The sequence below is a fragment of the Pseudomonas sp. LARHCG127 genome (assembly GCF_052871455.1).
Window position 1 is genome coordinate 43,081 of sequence record NZ_JBIXJT010000003.1, and the last position, 19,150, is coordinate 62,230.

The window sequence follows — 19,150 nt, forward strand, 5'->3', positions numbered from 1 at the left end:
GCAAGCTTTGCTCCCACAGGGCAATCATTATTTGCGGGCCTTGAGGATCACGAATTTCGGCGTGGCGGCCACTTGCTCGACGCCTCGGAACAGCCGCGCCAGTTTGCTGTGGTAGCCCAGGTGCCGGTTGCCGACGATGTACAGCGCACCGCCTACCACCAACGCTTCGCGAGCCTGCTGGAACATCCGCCAGGCGAGGAAATCGCCCACCACTTGCTGCTGGTGAAAGGGCGGGTTGCACAGCACCACATCCAATGACTGCGCTTCTTGCCCGGCCAGGCCATCACCGGCCCGGACGGTCACTTCGCGTTCGCCCAAGGCCGCGCGCCAGTTCTCGGCAGCCGATTGCACGGCCATGTACGACTCGTCCACCAAGGTGTAGTGGGCCTCGGGGTTTTGCAGGGCACTGGCGATGGCCAGCACGCCATTGCCACAGCCCAGGTCGGCGACCCGGGCCGTCCCGAGATTTTTTGGCAGATGGGGCAGGAACGCACGGGTACCGATGTCCAGGCCTTCGCGGCAGAACACGTTGGCGTGGTTGAGCAGTTCGATCTTCGGCTCGTCCAGCCAGTAGCGCGTGGGATAGGGCGATACGGCCGGCACATTGCCCGGCGAAGAGGCAGCTGGCGGCGTGGCGATCAATAGCCGCGCTTTTTTCACCGCCAGTGAGGCCTGCACCGGGCCGATGTAACGCTCCAGCAAATCGCCGGCGGCCCGGGGCAAGTGCTTGACCATGGCCCCGGCAATCACTTGGGCGCCCGGCGCCAGTTGGCCTTGCAGGCGAATCAGTTGTTCCTCCAGCAGGGCCAGGGTTTTCGGTACTTTGATCAGGACGCGATCGAACGGGCCGGTCAACGGCTCGCTGGCGGGCAACGTGGGCACCGCATCGAAGGGCCGGCCATTGCGCACCAGGTTTTTCTCCAGGGCCTGCAAAGCCAGGAAGGAATCACCGCTGCTGGTCACCAGGACGTTACCGGCCAGGCTGGCCGCCAGGGCGCCGAAGCCGTCATTGAGCACCAGGACCCGAGTCTGCGCGACCGGTTGTTGTTCGGCCAGGTACGCGAGCAGGTATTCGTCGGCCGCATCGAAGGCTTGCAGCGGTTCGTTCTGCTGTTCGGGTTGGCGGATCAGGTCAAGTTGAGCGAAAGGGCTGTCAAGCAGGGGCATGGCTGGGGACTCTGGAGATCAACGAATGTCCCGCTGCCTGGAGGTAGGTGTCTGTGCGGGACCACCTGAATGAACGGCGTCGCGTGCTAGCAGCGGCATCATTCAAGAGGAACCGCAAATGGTACGTTTTTTTGTTGCACATTACTCGCGGGTTTTTCAGCTCGGCAACGCCGGGCCAAGGGTTAGATCACATGGATCTGGGCGGCTTTGGCCACTGCTGAAATCTTATTGCTGACGTTTAGCTTTCGCATGCAACTGCACACATGAAAATTCACGGTTCGTTCGGAAAGACAGAGAATCCTGCCCACTTCCGACGCCGTCTTGCCTTCGGCTGACCACCTCAACACTTCGATTTCTCTTGGCGACAAGTGACATTTGGGTTGGGCTGTGATGGCGTCTGCCAGTTTTTTGCTGGCCAGGGCATGCAGTTTTTGACTGGCATAGATGGCGTAGCCGAGATTTCCATAGTGCTCCTCGATATCGATGGGGCAATGAGTCCGTGCGAGGCTGAACAGGCTGCATTGCGCGTCTTGTTCGTCATGAACGGCCTGGGTCCAGCCGTACTTGAGTCCCAGTCGATTAAGTTCCCGCCATAACTTGGGGGCTTTAGCGAAAACACTCTCCTCCCACAGGATCGGGAGCGTTGATTGATTGCAATGTGCTACTACTGGGTCATTCGCTGCATAACCGTTTTGTTCATAAAACCGGTCCCATCCATAAGGGTAGTTGTTCAGGTCCACCTTACTGGTGTGTTTGTGGGGGCTTCCGAGATAGGCTGAAAATGCACAATATTCAAATCCTTGATTGTTAAAGAAATTCAGTACCAGACGATAGGCCGTCTGCAGGTCTTTTTCACAGGATAATTTCCTCAACTGTAAATCCTTCCACCTGTCCATCGCTTTCTCCTGAGTTTGATCCGTCCATATGGATCCAATCCATGATGCGCATTTTTAGTGTAGGACTATTCCTAACTTTGTATGAGATTTTTTAACTAGCTTACAAAACTGTAATGTAATTTTTCTGTAGGTTGATTTCTTTTGCAGCGTTTATAACTTTGTACAGTTTTGGTAAAAGTTATGCGTGGTATGAGTCCAGCTAAAGTGCTATTGCTCGCTCGTCGGTGGTGAAAGGGTTCACTTTGCGGGACACTGCACGTCTTGTCTCATAGGAGTGGCCCATGACCGACAGCGCAGAGAAGTTCACCCGCCAGACCCTGCTCGATGTCCAGCCGTTGACGCCTCATTTATTTACCTTGCGCACGACCCGGGATCGCGGTTTTCGCTTCCGGGCGGGCCAGTTTGCCCGGCTGGGCGTCGCCAAGGCGGACGGCACCACCGTCTGGCGGGCGTACTCCATGGTGTCGTCGCCATTCGACGAATTCCTCGAATTTTTTTCCATCGTGGTTCCCGATGGCGAATTCACCAGCGAACTCAGCCGCTTGCAGCCGGGTGACGAACTGTTGGTGGATCGCCAGGCTTTTGGCTACCTGACGCTGGACCGCTTCGTCGACGGTCGGGATTTGTGGTTGCTGTCCACGGGGACGGGCGTGGCGCCGTTTCTTTCGATCCTCCAGGATTTCGAGGTCTGGGAAAAATTCGAGCGGATCATCCTGGTCTACAGCGTGCGCGAGGCACGGGAGCTGGCCTATCAGGAGCTCATCAAGGAACTGCCCCAGCGTGACTACCTGGCCGAGTACGCTCACAAGTTTCGTTTCATTGCGACCATCACCCGTGAGCAGCATCCGGGAGCGCTCAACGGGCGGATTACTACGCTGATCGACAATGGCGAGTTGGAGCGCGCGGCCGGTGTAGCGCTGACACCGGAGCATTCGCGGGTGATGTTATGCGGCAACCCGCAAATGATCGACGACACGCGCAAGCTGCTCAAGACCAGGGGTCTGCAACTGAGCCTGACCCGTCGTCCGGGCCAGGTGGCGGTGGAAAACTACTGGTAGGTTGTGGTGTGGAGGGTTGGCTCCTCGCCACAGAGGTGTCAGTGATTGAACGGTTCAGGGCCGCTCGTTCTGAGCCTTGAGCAGATCGCGAATCTCACTCAGCAGCAGCTCTTCCTTGGTCGGGACCGGCGGGGCGCTGGGAGCCACGGCCTCTTCACGCTTGAGGCGGTTGATGGCCTTGACGCCCATGAAGATGGCGAACGCGACGATGATGAAGTCAATGGTGCTCTGGATGAACTTACCGTAGGCCAGTACCACCGCAGGCGCATCACCCTGGGCGGCCTTGAGGGTGATGGCCAGGTCACTGAAGTCCACGCCACCGATCAACAGGCCAATTGGCGGCATGACCACGTCGCCAACGAATGACGAAACGATTTTGCCAAAAGCGGCCCCGATGATGATCCCGACGGCCATGTCGACGACATTGCCTTTGACCGCGAAGGCCTTGAACTCGCTTAGCACGCCCATGAGTTATTCCTTGTGACAGATGAAAGATGAGTGGCAGTGTAAGTCAGCCCAACGGGTCTTGCTCGAAACGCTTGCTTACAAAGCTTCCGTTATCGACCTGAGCGGGGAGGAAAAGTTTACAAAGTGCCATCAATCGCGCGCGATACGCGGTTTCAGGCCCGGGCCCTATAACGTTTTTTCTATCGGCACGGTATGGCATTTCTATTTAGGTTTTCTTTTTTCCGGCACTAGCCTCTGGATGGCGCACATGGATGCGCTCTATAACATCAGAGGAACATGCTATGAACACTTCCCTTGGCCACGGGGCTTATTCCCATCGCCGCGCTTTTTTTGTGCTGACCGCGAGCCTTCTATCCTTGTCTGTCAATGCGGCCACCCTGACCCGGGACAACGGTGCGGCGGTCGGCGATAACCAGAATTCGCAAACGGCAGGTCCCAACGGTCCGACCCTGTTGCAAGACGTGCAGTTGATCCAGAAGCTCCAACGCTTCGACCGTGAACGCATCCCCGAGCGCGTGGTGCATGCCCGCGGTACCGGTGCCCACGGCACCTTCACGGTGTCCGACGACCTCAGCGACTTGACCAAGGCCAAGGTGTTCGCCGCAGGCCAGGTGACCCCGGTGTTCGTGCGGTTTTCGGCCGTGGTGCACGGTAATCATTCACCGGAAACCCTGCGCGACCCCCGTGGCTTCGCCACGAAGTTCTACACCGCCGACGGTAACTGGGACTTGGTGGGCAACAACTTCCCGACCTTTTTCATTCGTGATGCCATCAAGTTTCCGGACATGGTTCATGCCTTCAAACCCGACCCGCGGACCAACCTGGACGATGATTCGCGCCGGTTCGACTTCTTCTCCCATGTTCCAGAGTCGACCCGCACCCTGACCGAGTTGTATTCCAACGCTGGCACGCCCGCCAGTTATCGTGAAATGGACGGTAATGGTGTGCATGCCTACAAATTGGTTAACGCCAAGGGTGAAGTTCATTATGTGAAGTTTCATTGGAAAAGTTTGCAGGGTTTGAAAAATCTCGATCCGAAAGAAGTTGTGAAAGTTCAGGGTCAAGATTACAGCCACATGACCAATGACTTGGTCAGTCATATCAATAAGGGCGACTTCCCGAAGTGGGACTTGTACGTCCAAGTGTTGAATCCACAGGACCTGGCCAAGTTTGATTTCGATCCATTGGACGCGACCAAGATCTGGCCGGGTGTGGCTGAGCGCAAGGTCGGGCAAATGGTCTTGAACCGTAATCCGGCGAATGTCTTCCAAGAAACCGAGCAGGTGGCCATGGCGCCGGCCAACCTGGTGCCGGGCATCGAGCCTTCCGAGGACCGTTTGCTCCAGGGACGGGTGTTTTCCTACGCCGATACGCAAATGTACCGGATAGGCGCCAATGCCCTGCAGTTGCCGATCAACGCCCCCAAGGTGGCGGTGAACAACGGCAACCAGGACGGCGCGATGAACCCGGGCAGCACCAGCACCGGCGTGAATTACCAACCGAGCCGCCTGACGCCTCGCGAAGAACCGCAAGCGGCACGCTACAGCCAGGCCGCGCTGAGCGGCAGCACCCAGCAGGCGAAGATCCAGCGCGAGCAGAACTTCAAGCAGGCCGGTGATCTGTATCGTTCGTTCAGCAAGAAAGAGCGTGATGACCTGATCGAAAGCTTTGGTGGCTCCCTGGCGACCACCGATGACGAGAGCAAGCACATCATCCTGTCGTTCCTCTACAAGGCCGATCCTGAATACGGCACTGGCGTGGCCCGTGTTGCCAAAGGCGACCTGGCCCGGGTCAAGGCGCTGGCGGAAGAACTGAGCGACTGATCCATCTGTGGGAGCGAGCTTGCTCGCGATGCAGGCAACTCGGTCTGGCTGTGCACCGCAGTGTCTGCATCGCGAGCAAGCTCGCTCCCACAGTCTTTGAGGAATGAGGAGACGTCATGATGGGTAAATTGCTTTTATCGATGCTTGTGGCCTGGTCAGTGAATGCACTGGCCGATCAACCAATAGCCACCGAACCGGCGGCGGTGCAGGAGCAACTGCAAAGTTATTATTTCGACGCCGCGCGTCGGGGCGACGTGCCGATGCTCGATACGTTTATCGAGGCCGGCTACTCGTTGGATACCCGGGATGAGAAGGGCTACACCGCGCTGATTCTGGCGGCCTATCACGGCCACGGGCCGGCGGTGGAGCGGTTGCTGGCCGCGGGGGCCGATGCCTGTGCCCAGGACAAGCGTGGCAACACCGCACTGATGGGCGCCATTTTTAAAGGCGAAGTGCAGATTGCGCGTCGTTTATTGTCCACCGACTGCAGTCCGGACCAACGCAATGGCGCGGGCCAGACCGCCGCGATGTATGCCGGCCTGTTCAAGCGTGGCGAGTTGCTCGATGCCTTGAAGGCCAAGGGCGCCGACCTGGAGGCCAGGGATCCGTTGGGCAATACCGCGACGAATCTGGCCAACGGTGAAATCAGAATGCCGGCCCCGCAATAAAGCCCGACTGCTATCATCGCGGTTTTTACCCCGGAGTTGAGATGGCCAAGGCAAAGCGCATGTACGGCTGCACCGAGTGCGGCTCGACCTTCCCCAAGTGGGCCGGACAATGCAGTGAATGCGGAGCCTGGAACACCCTGACCGAAACCATGGTGGAAAGCGGCGGCGCGGCGGCCCCTACCGGGCGCACGGGCTGGGCCGGCCAACAGGCGCAGATCAAGACCCTGGCCGAAGTCAGCGTCGAAGAAATCCCGCGTTTCTCCACCGCGTCCGGTGAATTGGATCGGGTGCTGGGGGGCGGCTTGGTGGACGGCTCGGTGGTGCTGATCGGTGGCGATCCGGGCATCGGTAAATCCACCATCCTGTTGCAAACCTTGTGCAACCTCGCCACGCGCATGCCGGCGTTGTACGTCACGGGCGAAGAGTCCCAGCAACAGGTCGCCATGCGCGCCCGGCGCCTGGGCTTGCCCCAGGACCAGCTGCGGGTCATGACCGAGACCTGCATCGAAACCATCATTGCCACGGCGCGCCTGGAAAAGCCCAAGGTGATGGTCATCGACTCGATCCAGACCATTTTCACCGAACAACTGCAGTCGGCCCCGGGCGGCGTGTCCCAAGTGCGTGAAAGCGCGGCGTTGCTGGTGCGCTACGCCAAGCAGAGCGGCACGGCGATTTTCCTGGTGGGCCATGTCACCAAGGAAGGTGCGTTGGCAGGACCGCGGGTGTTGGAGCACATGGTCGACACCGTGTTGTATTTCGAAGGCGAATCCGATGGGCGCCTGCGTTTGCTACGGGCGGTGAAGAATCGCTTTGGCGCGGTCAATGAACTGGGGGTGTTCGGCATGACCGACAGGGGCCTGAAAGAAGTCTCGAACCCGTCGGCGATCTTTCTGACACGTGCCCAGGAAGAAGTCCCCGGTAGCGTGGTCATGGCAACGTGGGAAGGGACCCGGCCGATGTTGGTCGAGGTGCAGGCGCTGGTGGACGACAGTCACTTGGCGAACCCACGACGGGTCACCCTGGGCCTGGATCAGAACCGGCTGGCCATGCTGCTGGCGGTATTGCATCGACACGGTGGGATCCCGACACATGACCAGGACGTGTTCCTCAATGTCGTGGGTGGGGTCAAGGTACTGGAGACCGCATCCGACCTCGCGTTGATGGCGGCGGTCATGTCCAGCCTGCGCAACCGGCCGCTGCCCCATGATCTGTTGGTGTTTGGTGAAGTCGGGCTGTCGGGGGAGGTGCGACCGGTGCCCAGCGGGCAGGAGCGGCTCAAGGAAGCCGCCAAGCACGGCTTCAAACGCGCCATCGTGCCCAAGGGGAACGCGCCGAAGGAAGCGCCGGCGGGGTTGCAGATCATCGCGGTGACACGCCTGGAGCAGGCGTTGGATGCGTTGTTCGAATAATGCCGAGGCGGATGCAGGCCTCCGTGGCGAGGGAGCTTGCTCCCGCTGGGGTGCGCAGCAGCCCCTCAAATATGCATCGCGGTGTGTCAGGTTGGTGGAGTTGCTGCTCTTGGGGCTGCTACGCGGCCCAGCGGGAGCAAGCTCCCTCGCCACAGGGGATCGTGCACAGGGCGGGGACTGTGCACACGGGGGCTGCGGCGGGGCTTTTCAAATATGGATCAAAGCCTTCAACTCCCGCTCCAGCTCCTTAGGGTCGCCCAGGTTCAGCTCTATCAATCGGCGTAGGTGTGCGATGGAAGCCAGGTCGATATGTTCGCAGACGAAGCCCAGGTGACCATGGTCATCATGGGCCAACCGAACTTCCATTTTGATCTCCGCGTCAGGGCTCAAATGGATATCCGCCATGAAGGGTTGGTCGGGGGCGCCAAGCCAGGGTTCGGGTTTTGTGATCAGCAGCCCCTTGAGGGATAAATCCAATAACTCCACCGGCCAGATAAACGGGCCCTGGCTCAGTTCGGTCCTGGCATGGAATTCAACTCGTACGAAGCGGCGACGTTCGCTCATTACGCATTCCCTCTGGAGATTCACTGACTATAGACCGAACTGGGAGAGCATCGTCACCGTTCGGCAACAGACAGACGAATGTCGGGTATGGCCTTTGCCCAGGTTAGCGCTAAACTCCAGTGGCTATCTTTCTTGTCCACCCTGGCTGGAATATAAAAATGAAAAACAATAATAGCCTGCTACGCCATCTGCCCTGGCTACTGCTGGCCGTCATAGGTGCGAGCGCCCTGGGCGTCGTGGCCTTGCGTCGAGGCGAGGCGATCAACGCCCTCTGGATCGTCGTCGCCGCCGTGGCCATCTACCTGGTCGCCTACCGCTACTACAGCCTCTTCATCGCCAACAACGTGATGCAACTCGATGCGCGCCGGGCCACCCCCGCCGTGCTCAACAACGATGGCCTGGACTACGTCCCGACCAACAAACACATCCTTTTCGGCCACCACTTCGCGGCCATTGCCGGCGCGGGGCCTTTGGTCGGGCCGGTGCTGGCGGCGCAGATGGGCTACCTGCCCGGCACGCTCTGGCTGATCGCCGGCGTGGTGCTGGCCGGTGCGGTGCAGGACTTCATGGTCCTGTTCCTGTCCACCCGCCGCAACGGTCGCTCCCTGGGCGACATGGTGCGCGAGGAAATGGGCCGTATCCCCGGCACCATCGCGCTGTTCGGCTGCTTCCTGATCATGATCATCATCCTCGCGGTGCTGGCGCTGATCGTGGTCAAGGCCCTGGCCGAGAGCCCGTGGGGCATTTTCACGGTGATGGCGACCATCCCGATCGCGATGTTCATGGGCATCTACATGCGCTACATCCGCCCGGGCCGCATCGGCGAGATCTCGATCATCGGCGTGCTGTTGCTGCTGGGTTCGATCTGGCTGGGCGGGCAGATTGCCGCCGACCCGGTCTGGGCCAAGGCCTTCACCTTCACCGGGATCCAGATCACCTGGATGCTGATCGGCTACGGTTTTGTCGCGGCGGTGCTGCCGGTGTGGCTGATCCTGGCGCCACGGGACTACCTGTCCACGTTCCTCAAGATCGGCACCATCGTCGCCCTGGCGATCGGCATCCTGGTCACCATGCCCGAGCTGAAAATGCCGGCACTGACCCAGTTCACCGACGGCACCGGGCCGGTGTGGAAGGGCGGTCTGTTCCCGTTCCTGTTCATCACCATCGCCTGCGGCGCGGTCTCGGGCTTCCACGCGCTGATCTCCTCGGGCACCACGCCCAAGCTGCTGGATAACGAAACCAACGCCCGCTACATCGGTTACGGCGGCATGCTGATGGAGTCCTTCGTGGCGATCATGGCCATGGTGGCCGCTTCGGTGATCGAACCGGGCGTGTACTTCGCCATGAACAGCCCGGCGGCGATCGTCGGTACTGATGTGGTGGCCGTGGCCCAGACTGTCAGCAGTTGGGGCTTTGCAATCACCCCCGACGCGCTGCAAGCGGTGGCCAAGGACATCGGCGAGACCACCATCCTGGCCCGTGCCGGCGGTGCGCCGACCCTGGCGGTGGGGATCGCGCAGATCCTGCACTCGGTGCTGCCGGGTGAGAACACCATGGCGTTCTGGTACCACTTCGCGATCCTGTTCGAAGCGCTGTTCATCCTCACCGCGGTGGACGCCGGCACCCGTGCCGGGCGGTTCATGCTGCAGGACCTGCTCGGCTCGTTCGTGCCGGCCCTCAAGCGCACCGAATCCTGGACTGCCAACCTGATCGCCACCGCCGGCTGCGTGGCGCTGTGGGGTTACTTGCTGTACCAGGGCGTGATCGATCCGCTGGGCGGCATCAACACCTTGTGGCCGCTGTTCGGCATCTCCAACCAGATGCTGGCCGGTATCGCCCTGATGCTCGCCACCGTGGTCCTGATCAAGATGAAGCGCCAGCGCTATGTCTGGGTCACGCTGCTGCCGGCGAGCTGGCTGCTGATCTGCACCACCACCGCGGGCCTGATCAAGCTGTTCGACGCCAACCCGGCGATCGGCTTCCTGGCCCTGGCGCGCAAATACAACGACGCCCTGGCCGCCGGCCAGATCCTGGCCCCGGCCAAGAGCATCGAGCAGATGCAGCACGTGGTGTTCAACGCCTACACCAACGCAACGCTGACGGTGTTGTTCCTGTTCGTGGTCTTCAGCATCCTGTTCTACGCGCTCAAGGTTGGCATCGCCGCCTGGGGCACGAAGGAACGCACGGACAAGGAAGCACCCTTCCAGGCCCTGCCGGACGCTTGATAGAGGATTGCAACGATGTTCAATGACTTGAGTCGCTTGGGTAAATACCTCGGTCAGGCCGCCCGCCTGATGGTCGGCATGCCCGACTACGACAACTACGTCGAGCACATGCAAACCAAGCACCCGGACAAGCCGATGATGGACTATGAGGCGTTCTTCCGGGAACGCCAGGAGGCCCGTTACGGTGGCAAGGGTGGGCCCAAGTGCTGTTGAACCGCTGACTGCCAGTGGATGATGCAACCCTGTGGGAGCGAGCTTGCTCGCGAAGGCGTCAGGTCAGTCGCCATTGATGTGGCTGACACACCGCTATCGCGAGCAAGCTCGCTCCCACAGTTGTTTTGGGTTGGTCCTCAGGATTTGCCTACACCACAGATCCCTTGTGGGGTGGGTCCCAGGATTTGCTCACACCACAGATCCCTCGCCACGGGGCGGTTGTCTGGCTTGATTCCGGTGATATCAGTCCGCCAACAACACCGCTGCATCGAAGCCCACCCGCAAGTTGCCCCAATGACGGCCGCCGAAAAAGAACGGTACGTCGATCTCGGTCATGATTTCCCCGGTATCGCGCAGGTAGGTCTGCAGCAGGAAGCGCTGGACGTTGCCCGCCGCGCGCAGGCCGATCGGGTCGTTGAAGATGCGCTTGTTGCGGCACACCGGCAAATCCACCGCCCGGTCGCCGGTCGGCGGCTTGGAGACCCAACTGTTATTCACCGGGCAATAGCCCTTGCTGTCGACCATGAACGACACCTTGCCACCCGGCGTGCTGCGGGTGAGCTTGTCGCATTCTTCCTGGCAGACCTGGGCAAAGCGTTCGGTGTAGCTGGTCATGTACTGCTTGGGATCGGTGCCGGGCACCAGCTGGTAATTCTGATCGAACAGGTTCAGGCCTTCCCGTTGCAGCGCTTCCAGGCGTACTTGCAGCGTATCGCGGCACTCGCTGGCGCGGGTGATGGCGGCATCCAGCTTGCCGTGCCCAAGGACGAAACGACCCAGCAGCGCCTGGACCTTCTCGGCCACGCCGGACAGGTCGCGAGTGGCCGTGGCCGAATGCTGCATGCGCTGGTCGATCAGTTGGCTATCGGCGTGAATCTGGGTGACCCGGTCATTGATCCCGGTGTTGCTGTCGGCGAACTGCTGGATGTGGGTCGCGATGTCAGCCAGCTTGCCGTTGGTGGATTCGAAGTCGACGATCATGCTTTCGAAATGGCCGGAGGCGCGCTCCACCACTTTCTGGGTTTCCCGGGCGCTGTGGCTGATCTGCGTGGTCTGCTCATGGGTCGAACTGACCTCGTCGAGCATGGCGTCGATGTTGCGCGAGATATCGTCGGTGGCCCGGCTGACGTTTTGTGCCAGGGTCCGCACTTCATCGGCCACCACCGCGAAGCCACGGCCGCTTTCGCCGGCCCGGGCGGCTTCGATGGCGGCATTGAGCGCCAGCAGGTTGGTCTGGGCTGAGATCTGCTGGATCAACCCGACAATCGACTTGATGCTCGACGAACGCTGGTTCAAGGCGCTCACCAGGGTGGCGAACTCACCAAGACTGCTGGAGATTTCGCTGATGTTGCCAGTCACTTCCAACAGCTCGGCGTAGGAATCGCGGGCCATGCTCAGGTTCTGCGCCGTGGTGCTGGAGATGCCCTGGGTCTGGCGCGACACTTCTTCGATGCGGCCCACGGCGGTGTTGCTCTGGTCCATCACTTCCTTGGCGAAGCGCGCCTGGTGGGTGGCACTGTCGCTGGAGTCGCTGATGTTCTTCAGCGAACGGGCCGACTCGACAGCAATGTGCACGGTCAGCGCCTGGACATTGCTGATGATCTCCCGCTGCTTGGCCAGGAAGCGGTTGCAGGTGGCAGCGAGTGTGCGGATCTCGTCGTGGGTCACCAGCGGCAAGTCCTTGGACAGGTCGCCTTCGCCGTTGGCGATCTCTTCCAGGGCCTTGGTCATGGTGGTGACGGGGCGCACGATGAGGTGGCGGAAATACCAGACCATGAAGCTGATCATGCCCAGGGTCAGGACAGCGCCGAAGAGCAAGGCATGGGTGAGGCTGTCGAGCCGGCCCTCGATCTGCCCTAGCAGCGTGCCGTCCAACTGCGCGTTACGCAACAACAGCATGATCTCGGCGCGGGCGCTGAGGGCGACCCAATAAAGCAAGCCACTGACCAGCACCAACAGGAAAAGGCTCGACAGCTTTTTGGTGAGGGTATCGAAAAACTGCATCTCGATAGACTCGTACAAGGCCTTTAACGTCTGCATGCCGCTGCTCCTGGGCAAAAAAATCTCTTAATGGAATACATTCGACCGCGAGCGCCAAAGCTTTAGGGCGGCAGGGCAATTTGATATCACTCTGGCGCGAAATCCTGTGGGAGCAAGCTCGCTCGCGATGGCGCCGGCACATCCAACATCAATGCAACAGACTTACCGCTATCGCGAGCAAGCTCGCTCCCACAAAGGTTTTGGAACGATCATCATTTGATACAAAAGATTTACTGGGAATGATTCTCAAAGTATATTTGCTCTCATTAACGTCCCTTCCATGAGTGCGCGTCTTGAATCGTTCCACCCCCCTCGCAAATCGCAACGTCCTCATCCAGTGTGTGTTGCCAACCTTGTCCTGCTGCTTCATTGCCAGCCCGCTATGGGCGCAGGACGCTGTCGAACTGCCGGCCACGGCCATCCAGGGCAGTCGTGTCACTCAGGACGAGGGATATACGACGTCGCAAGCCAGCACGGCGAGCAAGAGCGATGTACCGATCAAGGAAGAGGCGCAATCGATCAACGTGGTAACCCAGCAGACCCTGGCGGACTATCAAGTGCGCTCTCTGGCTGATGCGATGAAGTTCGTCAGTGGCGTCAGCCAGGGCAACACCTTGGGCGGCTCGCGGGACTCGCTGGTCAAGCGTGGTTTTGGCACCAACGACGACGGCTCGATCCTGCGCGACGGCGTGCGTTCGAACCTGGGCCATAACTTCAGCGCCACCACCGACCGCGTCGAAGTGCTCAAGGGCCCGGCCTCGATGTTGTACGGCGCACTGGAGCCCGGCGGTCTGATCAACGTCATCAGCAAGAAGCCGGAATACACCCAAAGCACCACGCTGAGCGGTTCGGCCTACAGCGAAGGCGGCGGCACCATGGCCCTGGATACCACTGGGCCGTTGGGTGACACCGGGTTGGCCTATCGCCTGATCGCCGAGCGCGGGCATGAGGATTACTGGCGCAACTACGGCGTCAACGAGAGCACCCTGGTGGCGCCGTCACTGGCTTGGACGGGTGAGCGGGCTTCGTTGAACCTGAGTTATGAGTACAACGAATATTCCAATCCGTTTGATCGGGGGACGGTGTTCAAGAACGGGCACCCGGTGGACATCGACTATGACAAACGCCTGGACGAGCCTTGGGCCAAGAGTGTCGGTATTCGCGAAACGGCGACGGCGCGGTTTGAATATGAGTTGAGTGAGGCGTGGAAAACCCGGGTGACCTATGGGTGGAACAATGACCGGTATAGTCTTTCGATTGCGCAGCCCGTCACTTTGACTGGAAACCTGTTGAGCCGAAGGGCCAATGGCGCTCATTACGATGATGAAACCCGCTACGCCAGCTGGGATTTCATGGGCAAGCAGGAACTGTTCGGCCAGCGCCACGACCTTTTGGTTGGCATTGATAACCAGGTATCCGATCAGTTCCGGGGTAAGACCTACCGTGGAAAAGTCCAGCCTGGTTTCGATGTCACGTCGCCGGTCTATGGCAACCTGCCAGAGCCAAGCCTTGTCAGCTCTACTGACAGTGACCTGCGAAACCAGCTGAATTCCAGCTCGGTGTATCTGAAAGACAACTGGCATCTGGATGACCGCTGGATTCTGGTATTGGGTGGTCGCTATCAACACTACGATCAGTACAGCGATCAAGGCTTAGGCGGTGATTACGATGTCAATCGTGATGACAATGGCGACGCCTTCGTTCCGTTCCTGGGGCTGGTCTATAAAGCCAGCGATACCCTTTCGCTGTACGGCAACTACAGCCGGTCGTTCAAGCCTAATGATGTAGTCGACAAGGATCGTCGTACCTTCCAACCAGAGGAGGGCCGTAGCTACGAAATTGGCGCCAAGTACGATCCGCTGCCAGGCTTGAATATCAACCTCGCGTTGTTCGACATCATTAAAAAGAACGTTGTCACCACCGTTGACGACGTATCTGAAGCCGCCGGTAAAGTTGGCTCCCAAGGTCTGGAGCTGGACATCACTGGTCGCCTGGCCGACCGTTGGGATTTGATCGGCACCTATGCCTACACCCACACCGAAATACTGGATGATCCCAAGGACGAGGGCCATCGCCTCCCCGATGCGCCCAAACACACCGCCAGCCTGTACCTGAGCCACCACCTGAACGTGCCTGCCGAATTCGGTGCCTGGCACGCCGGCGCCGGCGCTCGCTACGTCGGCGAACGTGCGGCCAATAAAGCCAACGATTTATGGCTCAGCAGCTACACCGTCGCCGACGCCTTCCTACGCTGGGAGTCGCCAGTGTTCGGGCACAAGACGTCATTGCAACTGAACGTCGACAACCTGTTCGACAAGCAATACTACCCGTCCTCCACCGGCAGCCCGGTGCAGGTCAATGTCGGCGAGCCGCGTACTGCCAGGCTGAGCGCCAGTGTGACGTTCTGATTCCGCCGTGCTGAAACAAAAAATGCCCGGGACCTGTGTCCCGGGCATTTTTTATGGGTGTCAGCAGCTAAGCCGCCGTGCTGCCGACGGGAGTTTGGGTGGCATCGTACTTAACGCCCGCCCTGAGAGCATGACGAAGCTTCAGCGCCGGTCGCTCAACGCCGTAATACGAAATACCACTCAAGGCGAATGACAACACCAGCACCGTCGTGACGATCAGGTCGCTGTACGCCACCGGCCAGAACGCCCGCAACACATACATCACCACAAAGTGATTGAGGAACACGCCGTAGCTGATATTGCCCAGGAACTCATCCAGCCGGTGACGCTTCAGCCTGCTAAGCAAGAACACCGCCGGCAGGCCCAGGGCGATGCCCAGGGTCACCTCGGCATTGAAAGGCCGACGGGGAATGATCCCCGCGACGATGGCCAGGAACATCAACGCGGCAACCAGCAGCGTGACGGACACGATCCACAGCCCCTTGGCCTGGGCCCGATACAGGTAGCTGCCACAGAGGAAAATGAACAGCACACCTGGCAGCAGGCGGTAGCCGTAGATGTCGGTGTCGAGGTAGCCCAGCGAGGCGACCATGAACACCGTCACGGACAGCGCAAAGGCAATACCCCGCGTCTTGTAGAGAATCAGGAACGGGATCAGCAGGTAAAAACCCATTTCCAGTCCCAGGGACCAGGCCGGTGGCAGGATCTCGGGTACGGTGATGCCGAACATGTAGAAGCCCAGCGGCAGGATCGGCAGGCTGGTGGCGATGTTTTCGAGGGTCAGGGCAGCGGCCTGGGGTGTGCCTGGCAGGAGAAAATGGATCACGACGCAGGACAGGACGAAGTACACCAGGAACTGCGGGTACAGCCGCAACAGTCGATCGATATAGAACAGGCCGATCTGGCCCGGGGTGTTGTAGGTCTTCTCGATCAGCGAGGTCATCACGAAGCCGCTGATGATCAGGAAGGACACCACGGCAACGACGCCGGGGTTCAATCCAAGAAAAGTCACGCCCATGTGCGAAACGGCCACCAACATGGCCAACAGCAACCGATAAGCCCCCAACGTGCATCATCCTTAATCAGAGTCGATCCGTTTGAGCGGTACGTTAGGTGGCTTTGCGAGCCGTTTATAGTGGTTTGCGGGGGGATGGCGGGGCAGTGGGGTCAATTGTCACATTTGACACATATGTGTCAGTGGGATGGCCATCGCAAGCAAGCTCGCTCCCACAGGGACCGGCGGCGTACACAAATAATGCATACCCCGCAGGCCCTCTGTGGGAGCGAGCTTGCTCGCGAAAGCGGTGTAACTGTCACAGAGATGCTGAATGGGCCACCGCCTTCGCGGTCAGCCCGGCTCCCACAGGGATCGTGGCGTACACAAATGTTGCAATACACCGCGACCCCTGTGGGAGCGAGCCTGCTCGCGATAGCGATGCAACTGATCACCGAAACGCCGGCACCACCTGCTGGATGAACAGTTCCAGGGATTTTTTCTTCTCGGCATGGGGCAGGCTGTTGTCGCACCAGAAGCTGAACTCATCCACTCCCAGTTCCTGGTAATACTTGATCCGCCCGATGATTTGCTGCGGCGTGCCGATCATGGTGTTCTTGCGGATGTTCTCCAGCTGGAATTCCGGACGCTCGGCGAATTTTTCTTCCGGGCTCGGCGCGAGGAAGCCGTTGACCGGTACCTGCTTGTTGCCGAACCAGGCATCAAAGGTGCGGTAGAACTTCGAAATCGCCTGGGCACCGATTTTCCAGCCTTCGGGATCGTCCACTGCGTGTACGTGGGCATGGCGCAGCACCATCAATTGTGGGCGTGGCACGTCGGGGTTGTTGTCCAGGGCGGCCTGGAATTTGTTCTTCAGGTCCAGGACTTCCTCATCGCCCTTCATCAACGGCGTGACCATCACATTGCAGCCGTTGGCAACGGCGAAATTGTGGGAGTCCGGGTCGCGGGCGGCGATCCACATCGGTGGGTGGGGCTTGCGGATTGGCTTGGGCACGCAGGTGGAGGTGGGGAATTTCCAGATCTCGCCATCATGGGCGTAGTCGCCTTGCCACAGGGCGCGCACCACCGGGACCATTTCCCGCAGGGCCTGGCCGCCGGAGGAAGCCGGCATGCCGCCGGCCATGCGGTCGAACTCCACCTGGTAGGCGCCCCGGGCCAGGCCGACTTCCATGCGGCCATTGCTGATGACATCCAGCAGCGCGCATTCGCCGGCCACCCGCAGCGGGTGCCAGAACGGCGCGATGATGGTGCCAGCGCCCAGGTGAATGGTGGTGGTCTTGCCGGCCAGATACGCCAGCAGCGGCATCGGGCTTGGCGAGATGGTGTATTCCATGGCGTGATGTTCGCCGATCCAGACGGTGCTGAAACCGCCGGCCTCGGCCAACAGGGTCAACTCGCTCAGGTCTTCGAACAGCTGGCGATGGCTGACGCTTTCGTCCCAGCGCTCCATGTGTACGAACAGGGAAAATTTCATGGCGCTTTCTCTTATTTGTTGACGATCGGTTCAGGCGAGGACGGGCAGGGCGCCCATCTTGCCGTGGCAATAAACCAGCGGTCCCGGTGTGTGCTGCGGCACGATCAGGTTCTTCACGGCGCCGACCATGATGGCGTGGTCGCCGCCTTCGTATTCGCGCCACAGTTCACACTCGATGATGGCGGTGGCGTTGCTCAGCAGCGGGTTACCCAGTTCACTCAAGGTCCATTCGATGCCTTGGGCCTTGTCCTTGCCTTTGCGGGCGAAGGCATAGGCTTCGTTCTGTTGGCCGCCGGAGAGGACATGGATGGCGAAGCGCTTGTTCTTGATCAGCACCGGGTAGGAATCGGAGCTGTAGTTGGGGCAGAACAACACCAGCGCCGGCTCCATCGACAATGAGCTGAAGGCACTGGCGGTGAGGCCGACGATCTGGCCGTCGTCATCGAGGGTGGTGATCACCGTCACCCCGGACGGGAACGAGCCCATGACTTGTTTGTACACGTTGGCATCGATCATCGGACGATCCTCGGGCTGTGGCGGTTGTGGGCGCGCGATGTTCATCAATGGGCACCCGCGGCTTTGTTCAGGTCGCTCTCGGCCCATTGGGTGTAGACGCACGCATCGGCGGTGGCCCAGCGCACACGCACCGGGTCGCCAGCCTTGAGTGGCATGCCGGCGGCGGACAGCGCCTTGACGGTCATGGCCGTGCCGCCGGAGGTCACGACGCTGCAGGTCTGGCTTTCGCCGAGGAACAGCACTTCGACGACCTTGGCCGAGACCTCATTCCAGCCGGCCGCCAAGGGTTCCTGGGTCGCTTGCTCGACGCTCAGGGCGAGGGCTTTTTCCGGGCGCACCATCAGCAGCACGTCCTGGTCCGTTTGCAGGCCGGCGGTCAGGCGGATCGACAGCGACTGGCCTTCGAAACTCGCCACGGCATTGCCCTGGGCCTTGAGCTTGAGGAAGTTGGAATTGCCCAGGAATGACGCGACAAAGGCGTTCGGCGGGTTCTGATAGAGGTCATAGCCGCTGCCCAGGCCGACGATTTTGCCGTGGCTGAAAATGGCGATGCGCTGGGACAGGCGCATGGCTTCTTCCTGGTCATGGGTGACGTAGACGATGGTGATGCCCAGCCGACGGTGCAACTGGCGCAGTTCGTCCTGCAAGTCTTCACGAAGCTTTTTATCCAAGGCCCCGAGAGGCTCATCCATCAGCAGGATGCGCGGTTCATAGACCAGTGCCCGGGCAATCGCCACGCGTTGTTGCTGGCCGCCGGACAGTTGCGAAGGGCGACGATGGGCGAACTCTCCCAGCTGCACCAGCTTGAGCATGGCGTCGACCCGGCGTTCGCGCTCGGCGCTGGCCAGTTTGCGAATCGCCAGGGGAAAGGCAATGTTGTCGCGCACCGAAAGATGAGGGAACAACGAGTAGCGCTGGAACACCATGCCAATGTCGCGTTTGTGCGGTGGTACGTTGACCAGGGATTTGCCGCTCACCAGGATCTCGCCGCTGCTGGGGGTCTCGAACCCGGCCAGCATCGACAGCGTGGTGCTCTTGCCCGAGCCGCTGGAGCCGAGGAAGGTCAGGAACTCGCCGTCCTGGATCTCCAGGGAAATATCGTCCACGGCGGCAAAGTCGCCGTAGTGCTTGTTCAGGTTGCGCAGGCTGACCAGGGTCTTGTTGTTCTGTTGTGCGGGGTCTTTGACGGCACTCATCGTGTTCTCC

The 19,150-nt window shown here is 60.1% G+C and carries 16 protein-coding genes; 7 read left to right on the forward strand and 9 right to left on the reverse strand.

Translation table 11 applies throughout. The features are described 5' to 3' along the window. Window positions 1-27 precede the first annotated feature (27 nt). Window positions 28-1,167: a methyltransferase gene (locus tag ACIPQ1_RS06035; protein WP_446533752.1), complete on the reverse strand. Its 1,140-nt coding sequence runs from the start codon at window positions 1,165-1,167 to the stop codon at window positions 28-30. A gap of 182 nt (window positions 1,168-1,349) precedes the next feature. Next, on the reverse strand, window positions 1,350-2,063 hold the full coding sequence (locus tag ACIPQ1_RS06040; protein WP_250963270.1) for an autoinducer binding domain-containing protein: 714 nt from the start codon (window positions 2,061-2,063) through the stop codon (window positions 1,350-1,352). A gap of 281 nt (window positions 2,064-2,344) precedes the next feature. Between ACIPQ1_RS06040 and ACIPQ1_RS06045 the strand changes: the two genes are divergently transcribed. After that, a complete protein-coding gene (locus tag ACIPQ1_RS06045) occupies window positions 2,345-3,121 on the forward strand; it encodes a ferredoxin--NADP reductase (RefSeq protein WP_446533753.1) in 777 nt (258 codons plus the stop codon). A 54-nt stretch (window positions 3,122-3,175) separates the two neighbouring features. On the opposite strand, the gene mscL is transcribed toward ACIPQ1_RS06045, so the two are convergent. Continuing rightward, window positions 3,176-3,589, reverse strand: a complete 414-nt coding sequence (mscL, locus tag ACIPQ1_RS06050) for a large-conductance mechanosensitive channel protein MscL (protein ID WP_003205779.1) — start codon at window positions 3,587-3,589, stop codon at window positions 3,176-3,178. A gap of 281 nt (window positions 3,590-3,870) precedes the next feature. Between mscL and katB the strand changes: the two genes are divergently transcribed. The 3 genes from katB to radA all read left to right on the forward strand — a co-directional run bounded on the left by katB (window position 3,871) and on the right by radA (window position 7,489). Continuing rightward, window positions 3,871-5,412 (forward strand): catalase KatB, encoded by a 1,542-nt coding sequence (gene katB, locus ACIPQ1_RS06055; RefSeq protein WP_446533754.1) that lies wholly within the window; start codon window positions 3,871-3,873, stop codon window positions 5,410-5,412. A 140-nt stretch (window positions 5,413-5,552) separates the two neighbouring features. After that, window positions 5,553-6,080, forward strand: coding sequence for an ankyrin repeat domain-containing protein (locus ACIPQ1_RS06060; RefSeq protein ID WP_411387558.1), 528 nt, complete (start codon window positions 5,553-5,555; stop codon window positions 6,078-6,080). A 41-nt stretch (window positions 6,081-6,121) separates the two neighbouring features. Then, on the forward strand, window positions 6,122-7,489 hold the full coding sequence (radA, locus tag ACIPQ1_RS06065) for a DNA repair protein RadA (RefSeq protein WP_030140305.1): 1,368 nt from the start codon (window positions 6,122-6,124) through the stop codon (window positions 7,487-7,489). Between the two features lie 207 nt (window positions 7,490-7,696). On the opposite strand, the gene ACIPQ1_RS06070 is transcribed toward radA, so the two are convergent. Beyond that, a complete protein-coding gene (locus tag ACIPQ1_RS06070) occupies window positions 7,697-8,053 on the reverse strand; it encodes a PilZ domain-containing protein (protein ID WP_411385682.1) in 357 nt (118 codons plus the stop codon). A 158-nt stretch (window positions 8,054-8,211) separates the two neighbouring features. On the opposite strand from ACIPQ1_RS06070, the gene ACIPQ1_RS06075 reads away from it, so the two are divergent. After that, the gene (locus ACIPQ1_RS06075; protein WP_411385681.1) at window positions 8,212-10,278 is read left to right on the forward strand and encodes a carbon starvation CstA family protein; all 2,067 of its coding nucleotides are present in this window, start codon (window positions 8,212-8,214) and stop codon (window positions 10,276-10,278) included. A gap of 15 nt (window positions 10,279-10,293) precedes the next feature. Next, window positions 10,294-10,491 (forward strand): YbdD/YjiX family protein, encoded by a 198-nt coding sequence (locus ACIPQ1_RS06080; RefSeq protein ID WP_003182142.1) that lies wholly within the window; start codon window positions 10,294-10,296, stop codon window positions 10,489-10,491. Window positions 10,492-10,734: 243 nt separating this feature from the next. On the opposite strand, the gene ACIPQ1_RS06085 is transcribed toward ACIPQ1_RS06080, so the two are convergent. Further along, window positions 10,735-12,531: a methyl-accepting chemotaxis protein gene (locus ACIPQ1_RS06085; RefSeq protein ID WP_411384580.1), complete on the reverse strand. Its 1,797-nt coding sequence runs from the start codon at window positions 12,529-12,531 to the stop codon at window positions 10,735-10,737. A 293-nt stretch (window positions 12,532-12,824) separates the two neighbouring features. On the opposite strand from ACIPQ1_RS06085, the gene ACIPQ1_RS06090 reads away from it, so the two are divergent. Beyond that, window positions 12,825-14,939, forward strand: a complete 2,115-nt coding sequence (locus ACIPQ1_RS06090; protein WP_446533755.1) for a TonB-dependent siderophore receptor — start codon at window positions 12,825-12,827, stop codon at window positions 14,937-14,939. 67 nt (window positions 14,940-15,006) lie between these two features. Here the strand turns inward: ACIPQ1_RS06090 and ACIPQ1_RS06095 are convergent, their stop codons facing one another. The 4 genes from ACIPQ1_RS06095 to ACIPQ1_RS06110 form a co-directional block, all read right to left on the reverse strand. Further along, window positions 15,007-16,005, reverse strand: coding sequence for an acyltransferase family protein (locus ACIPQ1_RS06095; RefSeq protein ID WP_446533756.1), 999 nt, complete (start codon window positions 16,003-16,005; stop codon window positions 15,007-15,009). Window positions 16,006-16,384: 379 nt separating this feature from the next. Beyond that, a complete protein-coding gene (locus ACIPQ1_RS06100; protein ID WP_446533757.1) occupies window positions 16,385-17,428 on the reverse strand; it encodes an LLM class flavin-dependent oxidoreductase in 1,044 nt (347 codons plus the stop codon). Between the two features lie 30 nt (window positions 17,429-17,458). Beyond that, entirely contained in the window at window positions 17,459-17,944 is a 486-nt protein-coding gene (locus ACIPQ1_RS06105) for a flavin reductase family protein (protein ID WP_411387507.1), read from the reverse strand. A 44-nt stretch (window positions 17,945-17,988) separates the two neighbouring features. Then, complete coding sequence (locus ACIPQ1_RS06110) at window positions 17,989-19,140, reverse strand: ABC transporter ATP-binding protein (RefSeq protein WP_250965465.1); 1,152 nt, start codon at window positions 19,138-19,140, stop codon at window positions 17,989-17,991. Window positions 19,141-19,150: the final 10 nt, after the last annotated feature.